Consider the following 11,639-nt stretch of genomic DNA (forward strand, 5'->3'; position numbering starts at 1 on the left):
CTCTGGCGCACTGCCGATCTGGGCATCACCGAACGACTGCGGCGCAAACTCGAACGCAACCGCCAGCGCTGCGGCAGTGGGGTGGAGCGGGATTAGGCCGGAAGGATCTCGAGCTCGGGGTAGGCCGAACGCATCGACTCCAGGCGCGAGCGCAAGTGCTCGAGCAACGCCAGAAAGCGCGGATGATTCGCGAACCGACGCGGCACCACGACGCTGTCGCCAACCTTCAGTGGAATCTCAATCGACAAAATCACCTTTTCTGTGGGATACAGGCTGATCGAAAAGGCACTGGCGTAGGCCACTGTGACTTCATCGGCGGTTCGGCCTTCCCAGGCCTCATAGGAGTAGCGGCGGACCGACGAGGGGGAGTTCCACAAGCCCAATCCCTCCAAAACAGCCTGACACTTCGGGAAAGCTCCATCGGGCAAGGCCAAGCAGGGGAATTGACGGACATCCTCCAGGGTGATGGCTTGACCCAAGCGGGTCAGGGGGTGACCGGGGGAGACCACCAAATGGGTCGGCAAACGATCGAGATGAACGACAGCGAAAGCATCGTCATCGTCAGCAGGCACATCAGGAAAGCCAGCAATCCAAACATCCACAACACCACGCCTTAAGAGGCTTAAAGGAGTGGCGACATCAAGACAATCAAAGGCACCACAGAGCCACCCCTTGGGGGGTGCATCGAGCAATAACGGGCCGGAATAATATTGCGCCTCGATCCGCAGCGGCAGGTCCCGTTTCCAGCGGCAATCTTGGTGAACTTGCCGCTCTAAATCGAGCAGCGTGCAATCCCCCTCCAGCTGCCATTCGCCCTCGACTTTTCTGGTCTCCAAGCCAAAGGCCGCCACGGCTCGCCGCGCCTTTCTGGACACCGAGGCTTGATCCAAGTTGAGCCGTTGGGCCACCCGATCACCGGTGCGCAGCCAGATCAGGTAATCCAGGCAATCCAGTTCATCAAGTCCAATCATTGGCCGCTCAACAACTGACCAGCTCAGGGCGAGACGCCGACAGGGACTGAGCACGCGCACGCAGCTGAGCCACGAGCTGCACAAAGGCGTCGCTGTCCGCGAAACGGCGCTTCACCACCAGGGAATCCCCCAAGGTCAGCCCTGTGGAGAGAGGCAAAGCAACCTTGGCCCCAGCGAAACAGGCCACGGTGTGGGGGCTGCCGTAGCTGATGGTGAGTTGATCCTCGGTGCGCCCCTCCCAACGGCGCGGGTCATGGCGCGTCGTTCCCACTGGAGTGCGCGCCAAGCCCAAGCCCTTCAGGTGCTGCTGCATCTTCGGAAACGCACCATCGGGCAGGGAAAGGACAGGGAATCCCCGCAAATCCTCCAGGGTCAAATCGCCTGGCGACTCCAGCAGAGGGTGTGCACGATCCACCAAGAAATAGGCGGGGTAACGGCTGAGGGGGATCACCGCAAACCTGTCGTCCTCCTCCGGCAGATCGGGATGGCAACCGATCCAGACATCCAAGATCGACTGGCTGAGCAACACCATGGGATAGGGAATCCCCATGAAGTTCGATCGACCGCAGACCCAAGGATCAGAGAGACCCTCGAGATAGGGCGCCCCAGCCCCGTAGATCCCGTCAATGCGCAGGGCATCCTTCCGTTGCCAGCGAGCGAACTGATGCACCTCCCTCTCGGCATTCAGGAGCGAGAGATCCCCATCCAGGCTCCACTCCCCCTCGAGCTTGCGGGCATCCAGGCCAAGGGATTCGGCGACAGCTTTCGCGTTACGGGAAATGGTGGATTGACTGCAGGAGAGGCGAAGCGTGGCCTCCTGACCTGAGCGCAGCCAGATCAAGTAATCCAGGCAGGACAGACCAAACGGGTCAAACATGAGTTCAAGCCCAGGGCTCGACTGGTTGCCTCAAGTCAGTTACCCAAGTCCATCGTTAGAAAACCTAGAGATCGCCTGGCCCCGTTAGTACCGGCAGATACAAAACGATGGCGCACCCAAGGCTGCTAGCCCCGCCGCCAGCGCCAAAGCCCCCAGAGGAGCAGGACCAGCAGCATCCAGGGCAGCAGGGCACGGAGCAACAGCGCTGCCAGCAGCAAGACCACCGCAGAGACAGCAACCCGCTTGGTTAAAGCCTTGGCCTCATCGGTCATGAAGCGCCAGCGCGGCAGAAGAGGCATCGCTCCCACGGCAATGGAGCCTCCCTTTTAGCCAGGGGCCATGAAGAAGGGCGGCCTGTTGGCCGCCCTTGGCACCCGAGCGCCCGAACAGGGGCGTTCTGTTGGTGTCTGCTGCTGTTCTAGGAGTGCTCGCAGAGCAACACCATGAGTAAAAAAACCGGTCTCTTCAGCGTCCTGAGCCATAAAAAAGACGCTGGCCCCCCAGCGCCTTCAGTTCCCCATCCCCATCGGAGATGCACACACGTTATGGAGCAGATCTGCGCTGCGCTATCGGTATAAACACCGGCTTTCAACAGTCCTAGGAACACAGTCTCTTCCAACTGTTGAAACCAAAGCAGAGCTTTTGAGCCCTGCCACGCAGAGCCGCGTTACTTGAGGGTGACCCCGCTGCTCTAGCCATGCGGATCCAACGCAAAGGGCACTATCTGCTGTTGTTCTGGCAGAGCAAGCAGGACGGATGGATCAACACCCTGATGATTGATCTGCTGCATCCCGCGCGCAGCAAAAAGATGGTTCTGGGCTAGGCGCCGCGATTTCGATCCAAGATGGATGCCAGTGAGCCCGGCCCCATGGTGTCCCTGCGTCAGCTGCTGCCCCTGCCCCTTGCCGCTGCTGCAGTTCTGAGCGGCGGAGCGGGGCTGGCGGCTGACCCCTACGTTCCCTTCCCCAGCGAAGAGAGCCTGAAGGAGTTGCAGCTGATCACCATCAGCTGCGCCCGCGACAACAGCGCCGCCAGCTGCTCACGGTCCCGAGAGCTCGCCGATCCACTGATGGATCACCCCCGACTTCCCGCCAGCTGCAAGGACCTGCTCTGGAGCATCCTTGAGAAAGCCAAACCCGCCGCAAGCAACAGCTATCAACGGCGGGAAGCCTTAAGCGATCCAGCCCAGCGCCTGCTTTTGGTCTGCCGCAGCCTGGAGTTGGCCAAGCCCGAAGCCAACCAGCCCCAAGCCCCTGACAGCCAGAAGAAGAGCGGCTTTGGCTTTGGCGGGAGCTAGTTGCGCCGCATCACCTCTGGAATCAAGAACATCGGTCTAACTTGGTGCCCCCTCGGCTCTCACCGATGACCAGCGGCGTGCGGCAGATCGCTCTCGAGACCCCCTTCTCCGATCAAAAACCAGGCACGTCGGGGCTACGCAAGAGCAGCCGTCAGTTCGCAACGCCCCACTACCTCGAGAGCTTCATCGAGGCGATCCTGCGCACGGTTCCCGGGATCCAAGGCGGCACCCTGGTGGTCGGTGGCGATGGCCGCTTCGGCAACCGTGAAGCCATCGGTGTGATCACCCGCATGGCCGCCGCCCACGGCGTGGGCCGCATCATCACCACCAGCGGCGGAATCCTCTCCACCCCGGCCGCCTCCAACCTGATCCGCCAGCACCAGGCCACGGCCGGCATCATCCTTTCGGCCAGCCACAACCCCGGTGGTCCCGACGGTGATTTCGGAGTCAAGGTCAATGGCGCCAATGGCGGTCCGGCCCCCGAATCCCTCACGGACGCGATCTACGCCTGCACCCAGACCCTGGATGGCTACCGCATCCTCGAGTCCGCGCCGGTCGACCTTGATGCCGTCGGCCAGCAGACGGTGGGAGATCTCCGCCTGGAGGTGATTGATGGGGTTGATGACTACATCGCCCTGATGCAGAAGCTGTTCGACTTCGATCAGATCAAGGCGCTGATTCAAGACGACTTCCCGATCGCCTTCGACGCGATGCACGCCGTCACGGGCCCCTACGCCACCCGACTGCTCGAGGGCCTGCTGGGGGCACCGGCAGGAACAGTCCGCAACGGCAAGCCCCTGGAGGATTTCGGTGGTGGGCACCCCGACCCGAACCTCACCTACGCCCACGATCTGGCCGAGCTCCTGATGGAGAGCGATGCCTATCGCTTTGGTGCGGCCTGCGATGGCGATGGCGACCGGAACATGATCCTGGGCAACCGCTGCTTCGTGAACCCCAGCGACAGCCTGGCGGTGCTGACCGCCAATGCCACGCTGGCGCCGGGCTATGCCCAAGGGCTCTCGGGCGTCGCCCGCTCCATGCCCACCAGCGCCGCCGTTGACGTCGTCGCCAAGGAGCTCGGCATCGCCTGCTTCGAGACACCCACCGGCTGGAAGTTCTTCGGCAACCTGCTGGATGCCGACCGCATCACCCTCTGCGGTGAGGAGAGCTTCGGCACCGGCAGCAACCACATCCGAGAAAAGGACGGACTCTGGGCCGTTCTCTTCTGGCTGCAAATCCTGGCCAGCAAGCGCTGCTCGGTGGCCGAGATCATGGATGCCCACTGGAAGCGCTTCGGCCGGCACTACTACTCGCGCCATGACTACGAAGCGATCGCCAGCGAGAAGGCCCATGGCCTCTATGACCGCCTCAAGGGCATGCTGCCCTCACTGGTGGGCCAGGACTTCGCCGGCCGCCGCATCAGTACGGCCGATGACTTCAGCTACAGCGATCCGGTGGATGGCTCCCTGACCACCGGCCAGGGCCTGAGGATCCTGCTGGATGACGGCAGCCGCGTTGTCTTCCGCCTCTCCGGCACCGGCACCCAAGGCGCCACCCTGCGGCTCTACCTCGAGAGCTATGTGCCCAGCAGCGGTGATCTGAACCAGGATCCCCAGACCGCCTTGGCCGACCTGATCACTGCAGCCGATGCCCTAGCTGAAATCAAGACCCGCACGGGCATGGACCGCCCGACCGTGATCACCTGATCAGCCCTAACCCCGTGCCGTTGGAGCGCCAAACCAGCGCTCCTCCAAGTTTTTGATGGCGACATAGAACGGCGGAACCACCCCAAGCGACAGCACCGTGGCGACCAATAGGCCACCAAAGATCACGGTGCCGAGGGACTGCTGGCTGTTGGCTCCCGCCGTGGTGGCCACCACCAAGGGGAAGAATCCCGCCAATGAGGCGATGGCCGTCATCAAGATCGGCCGCATCCGCGACTCAGCTGCGGCAATGGCAGCCTCGCCGTAGGACATCCCCGATTCCAGATGCTGCTCGGCGACCTCGACGATCAGGATGCCGTTTTTCGCGGCCAAACCAATCAAGGTCACCAAGCCCACCTGGGCATAGATATTGAGATCAATCGAGCGCAGGGAGAGGAACGCCAAGGCGCCGAGCATCGCCAAGGGCACCGTCATCAGGATGATCACCGGGGTGACGTAGCTCTCGTACTGGGCAGAGAGCACGAGATAGACAAACAACACCCCCAGGCCAAAGACCAACACGCTGGCGCTGCCGGCCGAGAGCTGTAGAGCGGCAATCCCCGTAAAGGCATAGCCGATGTTGTTGAAATCAAGGGCCTTGAATTGTTGTTGGATCGCACTGAGCGCCTGACCAGAACTCTTACCCAAGGCCTGAACACCCTGAATCAAGACCGTTCGGTAGAGGTTGTAGTGGCTGATGACCGGCGGTGCACTGGAGAGTTCAGACGAGGCGAACTCCGAGACCTGCACCAACTTGTTGTCGCGGTTGCGTACGTAGTAGCTCAGGATGTTCTCCAACCCCTGGCGACCGGCGGGCTCGGCCTGGACATAGATGTTGCGCACCTGACCGCTCTCGTAGGTCAGACCGGAGTAGTTACCACCCGCCAAAATGGCGATCGTCTGCATGGCCTGCTGAAAGTCGACATTCAGCGCACCCAGAATCGATCGATCGATCTTCAGTCCAAAGGCTGGAGCGCTTGGAACAAACTGGGTATAGAGGTTGGAATAGGCTCCGCTGGCCTGACCCTGGCTGACCAGTTGCTCTGCCAGTTGATCCAACTGGGTGAAGGTATAGGCACCATTACTGAGGTCGTTGAACTGGAAATAAAAGCCCCCTTGCGCCGAAAACCCTGGGATGGCTGGGGGTTGAGAAGCCGCCGCCAGGCCACTGCTGAAGCGGGACAACTTGGCATTCAGGCGATCAACAATCGCCGGGGCTTTGTTTTCGGAGCCTGAGCGCTCATCCAGGGGCTTCAGCCCAAAGAAAAACAGACCTTGATCGGGGCTATTGCCGTTAAACCCAGCACCACTGATCACACTGCCTGCTGTGATGTTCTTCTCCTGCTTGAGCACCTCGGCGATCTGCATGCCCACCTGTTGGGTCTGAGAGAGGGACGCTCCGTTCTGAAGTTGGTAGATCCCCAGGCCATAGCCCTGGTCCTCCTCAGGGATGAAGGCCGTGGGTAGGGCATTGAAGGCAATGGCGGTGGTCACAATCCCAGCTCCCAAACCCATCAAGATCCAACGCCGGCGATCGATCAGCCAGTGGAGGAGACGCCCATAGCCCTGCTCCAAGCGAGCAAAAAAGGCATTGAAGCGATCAAAGATCAGAGCCAGCCGACTGCCGGCAAAGCCAAACCCCGCAATCCCCACGACATAGGCCAGGGGGCCAAAGGAGGCGGCGCTGAATTTTCCAAAACCCAGCCCAATCACCAGACCAGCCACGGTCCAACGCCAGCCTTCTGGGCGCGGAGGCTTCTCAGTCTTCAAGATCAGCCCCGCCATCATCGGCGAGAAGGTCAGGGCGTTAAACGTCGAGATTGCGATCGAGAACGCGATCGTCAAGGCGAACTGGCGGTAGATGATGCCGATCCCACCGGGATAAAACGCCACCGGCACAAACACCGCCATCAGCACCAGCGAGGAAGCAATGATCGCTCCGATCAATTCGCCCATGCATTCGAGGGCGGCCTGACGCGGTTTCATTCCCTGCTCAAGGTTTTTGGCCACCGCTTCAATCACGACAATGGCGTCATCCACCACCAGGCCCGTGGCCAAGACCAGGCCCAGCAAGGTGAGTTGATTGATCGAAAAACCAAAGGCCTTCATGAAGGCAAAGGTGCCCACCAAGGAGATCGGAATCGCCAGGCTCGGAACCACCGTGGCGCGCCAGTCCTGCAGGAACAGAAAGAGGATCACCAGCACCAACACAATCGCCAAGCCCAGGGCATCGGTGACCCCTCCAACGGCGGACTCAATGAACTGCCCGACGTTGTAGATCTGCTGCACCGTCACCCCCGGAGGAACCTGAGCGCGGAACTGATCCATCAGGTTCACCACCGCCTCGCTCACCTGCAGGGCGTTGCTCTCGGGGGTCTGATAAACGCCGACGGTGATCGCGGGGTAGCCATTGATATCACTCCCTTCCGTCGCAAAGGTGTTGAAGCCATAGGTGGCTTCTCCCACGTCCTGCAAGCGCAGCAGATTGCCCTGGGGAGAGCGACCAACGATCAACTGGTTGAGCTGATCAACCGAGACCAAGTTGCCATTGTTCTCCACCAAGATCGGATAGGTGAAGAGCTGATTTCCCCCCGCCGGTGGACCACCGACCAGGCCACCAATGGCGACGGAGTTCTGACTGCGAACAGCCGAGACCACCTGATCAGCGGTCAGCTGGTTGGCCGTGAGCTTGTTCGGATCGACGAACAGCCAAAAGGCCGGGTTACTCCCGCCAAACAAGGTCGCTTGGGCAACCCCTGGAATGCGCTCTAGCTGGTAGTAGAGCTGCTCGTAGATCAGGCCATTGAGATAGGCGCGATCGAACTGCCCCTCCGAGGAGGAGACCTGATAAGCCAACAGGATTGAGGGGGTGGTTTGGATCACCGAGACCCCCGTGTTGCTCACCTGCGATGGCAGTTGGGGCATCGCCAAGGACACCCGGTTTTGCACATTGACCTGGTCAATGTTGATGTCAGTGCCTTCGTCAAAGAAGACATTGACCGTGCTGGCACCGGTGTTGGTCGTCAGCGAGGAGATGTAGGCCGCTCCCGGCACGCCGTTGATCTGCTGCTCGAGAACGTTGGTGACCGCCTGCTCCGTCACCAGGGAGTTCGCTCCGCTGTAATTCGCCGTGACCTGGATCTGCGGTGGAGCGATGTTGGGAAGGTTCTCAATTGGCAGGGTGGGGATCGCAATCAGTCCCACCAGCACGATCAAGATGCTGCACACCGTGGTGAGCACCGGGCGCTTGATAAACCGATCTGAGAGCGACATCGCAGCTGCTCCCTAGGGCTTGCTGGCCGGAGCGATGGTCACGGGCAAACCCGTTCGCAGCAGAGCCGTATTGCTGACCACCACCTGATCCCCAGCCTTCAAGCCCGAACGCACGGGGTAGCGGTTGTGTTGGAGATCGCCCAGTTGAACCGACGTCTGCACCACGATTGGCGTCGAGCCAGGCATTGAGGCCAGCCGCTTTTTCTGTTTTTCAGGGACGGTCTTGGAAGCTTTGATCTTGGGCAGGGCCTCCGAGAGACGAACGATCCGATAGACAAAAGGCTGCTGGGCTTGCATCAACACCGCCGACACCGGGACCGAGAGGGACTGCTGGCTTCCGGTGATGATCCGGTTCAAGACGTACTGGCCCGTCTTGAGTTTGCCGGTGAGGTTGGGGAACGCCGCCTTCACCAACACCGTGTTGGGCGAAGAGCTGTTGCCGCTGACGCCGAAATAGGGAGAGATAAAGACCACCTTGCCGCTCCCCTCCACCGGCGGATTGCCCTGGGTGCGCAGCAGAACCTCCTGGTTCAGTGCGACGCGCGAGGCTTCCGTCGCAGGAACATCCATCAACGTCCAGAGGGTGGAGTTATCAACAATCCCGGTAATCGCCTGCCCCTTGCGGACGTAATCGCCGAGCTTCACCGTGTCGAGATCGCCAATCTCTCCATCGATGGGAGAGGTGACGTACTTGTATCCCAGGGTGGCGGCATCGGAGCGCACCCGCTCGGCACTTTGAATCGCCTGGGTGACGTAAGCATCCCGCTGTTTGGTGGAAACAGCGCCCTGTTCATTCAAAAAGACGTAGCGCTCGGCATTAAGGCGGTCCTTGCGCGCCTCGGCCTTGGCCGAATCCAGTGCCGCGGTCTGCTGCACGTTGTCGAGCACCAAAATCGGCTCGCCCGCTTTCACCTTCTGCCCCTGCTTCACCAGGATCTTCACGACCCGGCCATCGGCCTCGGGCCTGAGCGAGACATCGGTGGTCGAGCTCAAGCGACTGATGACATCAATCGATGGATTGAACTCAGCCGAACCAATCGTTTGGACCTGAACGGCCGTCGGCTGGCGTTGGGGTTGCTTGGGCCCACAGCCCACCAACAACAGCAACAACGGCAGGGGAGCCAGCAGGCGCCGCACGACAGTGACTCAGGAATCCGCAACCTAGGGATGCTGAAGGGTTCTGTCCCGCGGATGATGGAGATCGACACCTCATTCGGCGCGGCTTGAGCGATCTCTTCAGCCATCACGGTGAGCAGCTGCGCCAGCACCATGCCCCCCTGGCTGATCGCCTCAGGCCCAGGAGCCTCGACGACTTTCAAGGCCAGGAGGAGATCCTCGGACCCGGTCGACTGCTGCGGCGTGCCATCAACGCCGACCGTGTCGGCAACCTGATTTTTTACGGCCCACCGGGCGTCGGCAAAACCACCCTGGCCCGGATCATTGCGGCCACCACCCGGGCCCACTTCAGCAGTCTCAATGCCGTCCTTGCCGGCGTGAAGGACCTACGCCACGAGGTCGATGAAGCCAAGCGCCGGCTCGATCAGCACGGCCTGCGCAGCCTGCTCTTCATCGATGAGGTGCACCGCTTCAACAGCGCGCAACAGGATGCACTGCTGCCCTGGGTGGAAAACGGCACGGTCACCCTGATCGGAGCCACCACCGAAAACCCGTTCTTTGAGGTCAACAAAGCCCTGGTCAGTCGCTCACGGCTGTTTCGGCTTCAGCCCCTCGAGAACCGGCACCTGCATCAACTGCTCGAGCGGGCCCTGCGCGATCGGGAACGGGGCTATGGAGAGCGGCCCGTCCAGATCAGTCCTGAGGCCGCAGCACATCTCGTCGAGGTGGCCGGCGGCGACGCCCGCAGCCTGCTCAATGCGCTGGAGCTGGCGGTGGAGACGACGGAGCCCGATGGCGAGGGACAGATCGTCATCACCCTGGCCATCGCCGAAGAATCCATCCAGCAGCGGGCCGTTCTCTACGACAAACAAGGGGACGCCCACTTCGACACCATCAGCGCCTTCATCAAGTCCCTGCGCGGCAGCGACCCCGATGCCGCTCTCTTTTGGCTGGCGAAAATGATCGAAGCCGGGGAGAACCCCCGTTTCATTTTCCGGCGCATGCTGATCTCCGCCGGGGAAGACATCGGCCTGGCGGACCCGCAAGCCGTCGTGGTCGTTGAGGCCTGCGCCGCGGCCTTCGAGCGGGTGGGCTTACCCGAAGGCCTCTATCCCTTGGCCCAGGCGGCGCTCTATCTGGCCTCCACCGAAAAAAGCAACAGCCTGCTCGGCTTCTTTGACGCCCTCAAGAACGTCAAAGCCAGCAACCGCCAGGCGGTGCCGGCCCATCTGCGCGACGCCAACCGCGACGGCAAGGCCTTCGGCGATGGTGTCGGCTACCGCTACCCCCATGCCTACGCCGAGCACTGGGTCGCCCAGCAATACCTACCCAGCGATCTCCAGGGGCAGGTCTTCTGGCAGCCCGGAACCCTGGGTTGGGAAGGGGAGCGCCGCCAACGGCTGCAGCAGCGACGTGCCGCCCAGCTCGCCGCGGCCGTTGAGCATCAGCAGGAACTCGGCGAGATGCTCAGCAGCGGTCCGGATGACCCCGAGCTCGAGCGCTGGATTCAACGGCAGTCCGGCAGCGAAGGGGAACGCCTCGATCGCCTCCGCCAGGAGCTCTGGGCTGATGCCCCTTGGCAACGGCATGACCGGGTACTCCTGCTCGAGGCCCGCTCCCTGCTCTGGGCCCTCGATCCCCTGCAGTGCTGCCCCGAAGGCGGTGTGGTGATCCACGCCGCCAGCAGCGCCGATCAAACGCGACTGGGCACACAACTGGAGGTTCTCGACAGCCTGGAGCGCCCCCAACTGATCCCAGACCTCAGCGCACTCGAGGGAAGCGGCCAACGCTTCGAATGGATTGCCAGCCGGCATCCGCTCAAACACAGCAGCCCCGAGGAACTCGAGGCCGCAGTTGCCGCCTTCACGGCACTCGCTGCACCGAAGGCCCGCCTGCGCCTGCTCTTCAGCCAGCCCCAGCTGGGTCCCGCGGGAGGACTGAAGCACGCGGGAACGCCCACCGATGCGTTGGCCGTCCTGCTGGAGAGAGTGATGGCGATCGAGCAGACCATCCTCAGGCCCCAACCCGAGCCCAGCGCGCTCGAGGCCGCCCTGATCCAGCAGGGCTGGACCCTGGAGTGGAGAGCGTGGGAGGAACGGCTGGCACTACCGATTAACGAGGGATTGCTCGCCCGTTGGTTTGCAGCGGATGCCCCCTACCGCCAGCAGCTCAGCCAAACGCTCAGCCCAGCTGAGATCGATCGCCTCAAGGCCGAGCTCCAGCAACGCCTGAAGGGGACGCTGCCGCAGTTGCTGGAGCATCGACTCCTCAGCGCTCGCCGTTCGGACTAAGACGACAAAAAAGCCCCGGCAATGCCGGGGCTTTGGGATGGATCAACCGATCCGCTGGATCACCAGAGACCGCGCACGGGCTGCTTGACCGGCTCGGGAGCTTCGGCGGTG

The 11,639-nt window shown here is 61.8% G+C and carries 9 protein-coding genes; 4 read left to right on the top strand and 5 right to left on the bottom strand.

Going from position 1 to position 11,639, the window contains the following annotated elements; genetic code table 11:
- Positions 1 to 92 precede the first annotated feature (92 nt).
- The 3 genes from QZ184_RS07205 to QZ184_RS07215 form a co-directional block, all read right to left on the bottom strand.
- Positions 93 to 971, bottom strand: a complete 879-nt coding sequence (locus tag QZ184_RS07205) for a LysR substrate-binding domain-containing protein (RefSeq protein ID WP_296418770.1) — start codon at positions 969 to 971, stop codon at positions 93 to 95.
- A 7-nt stretch (positions 972 to 978) separates the two neighbouring features.
- A complete protein-coding gene (locus QZ184_RS07210) occupies positions 979 to 1,848 on the bottom strand; it encodes a hypothetical protein (protein WP_296418772.1) in 870 nt (289 codons plus the stop codon).
- A gap of 125 nt (positions 1,849 to 1,973) precedes the next feature.
- Positions 1,974 to 2,147: a hypothetical protein gene (locus tag QZ184_RS07215; protein ID WP_296418778.1), complete on the bottom strand. Its 174-nt coding sequence runs from the start codon at positions 2,145 to 2,147 to the stop codon at positions 1,974 to 1,976.
- 398 nt (positions 2,148 to 2,545) lie between these two features.
- Here QZ184_RS07215 and QZ184_RS07220 point away from each other — a divergent pair, with 398 nt between their 5' ends.
- The 3 genes from QZ184_RS07220 to QZ184_RS07230 all read left to right on the top strand — a co-directional run bounded on the left by QZ184_RS07220 (position 2,546) and on the right by QZ184_RS07230 (position 4,851).
- On the top strand, positions 2,546 to 2,671 hold the full coding sequence (locus QZ184_RS07220; RefSeq protein WP_256463396.1) for a hypothetical protein: 126 nt from the start codon (positions 2,546 to 2,548) through the stop codon (positions 2,669 to 2,671).
- Positions 2,672 to 2,716: 45 nt separating this feature from the next.
- On the top strand, positions 2,717 to 3,145 hold the full coding sequence (locus QZ184_RS07225) for a hypothetical protein (RefSeq protein ID WP_296418780.1): 429 nt from the start codon (positions 2,717 to 2,719) through the stop codon (positions 3,143 to 3,145).
- A 65-nt stretch (positions 3,146 to 3,210) separates the two neighbouring features.
- A complete protein-coding gene (locus QZ184_RS07230; protein WP_296418783.1) occupies positions 3,211 to 4,851 on the top strand; it encodes an alpha-D-glucose phosphate-specific phosphoglucomutase in 1,641 nt (546 codons plus the stop codon).
- Between the two features lie 6 nt (positions 4,852 to 4,857).
- Here QZ184_RS07230 and QZ184_RS07235 read toward each other — a convergent pair whose 3' ends face one another.
- Together QZ184_RS07235 and QZ184_RS07240 are read right to left on the bottom strand one after the other, a co-directional pair.
- Complete coding sequence (locus tag QZ184_RS07235) at positions 4,858 to 8,121, bottom strand: efflux RND transporter permease subunit (protein ID WP_010313089.1); 3,264 nt, start codon at positions 8,119 to 8,121, stop codon at positions 4,858 to 4,860.
- A gap of 12 nt (positions 8,122 to 8,133) precedes the next feature.
- Complete coding sequence (locus QZ184_RS07240; protein ID WP_247479548.1) at positions 8,134 to 9,258, bottom strand: efflux RND transporter periplasmic adaptor subunit; 1,125 nt, start codon at positions 9,256 to 9,258, stop codon at positions 8,134 to 8,136.
- Positions 9,259 to 9,344: 86 nt separating this feature from the next.
- Here QZ184_RS07240 and QZ184_RS07245 point away from each other — a divergent pair, with 86 nt between their 5' ends.
- Positions 9,345 to 11,528, top strand: coding sequence for an AAA family ATPase (locus QZ184_RS07245; RefSeq protein WP_296418785.1), 2,184 nt, complete (start codon positions 9,345 to 9,347; stop codon positions 11,526 to 11,528).
- Positions 11,529 to 11,639 lie beyond the last annotated feature (111 nt).

The sequence above is a fragment of the Vulcanococcus sp. DEBay_Sum22DG08_74 genome (assembly GCF_017852955.1).
Lineage (GTDB): Bacteria > Cyanobacteriota > Cyanobacteriia > PCC-6307 > Cyanobiaceae > Vulcanococcus.

Coding starts and splice junctions, on each gene's coding strand:
- QZ184_RS07205 (WP_296418770.1), bottom strand. CDS start 971: ATGATTGGACTTGATGAACTGGATTGCCTGGATTACCTGATCTGGCTG.
- QZ184_RS07210 (WP_296418772.1), bottom strand. CDS start 1,848: ATGTTTGACCCGTTTGGTCTGTCCTGCCTGGATTACTTGATCTGGCTG.
- QZ184_RS07215 (WP_296418778.1), bottom strand. CDS start 2,147: ATGCCTCTTCTGCCGCGCTGGCGCTTCATGACCGATGAGGCCAAGGCT.
- QZ184_RS07220 (WP_256463396.1), top strand. CDS start 2,546: ATGCGGATCCAACGCAAAGGGCACTATCTGCTGTTGTTCTGGCAGAGC.
- QZ184_RS07225 (WP_296418780.1), top strand. CDS start 2,717: ATGGTGTCCCTGCGTCAGCTGCTGCCCCTGCCCCTTGCCGCTGCTGCA.
- QZ184_RS07230 (WP_296418783.1), top strand. CDS start 3,211: ATGACCAGCGGCGTGCGGCAGATCGCTCTCGAGACCCCCTTCTCCGAT.
- QZ184_RS07235 (WP_010313089.1), bottom strand. CDS start 8,121: ATGTCGCTCTCAGATCGGTTTATCAAGCGCCCGGTGCTCACCACGGTG.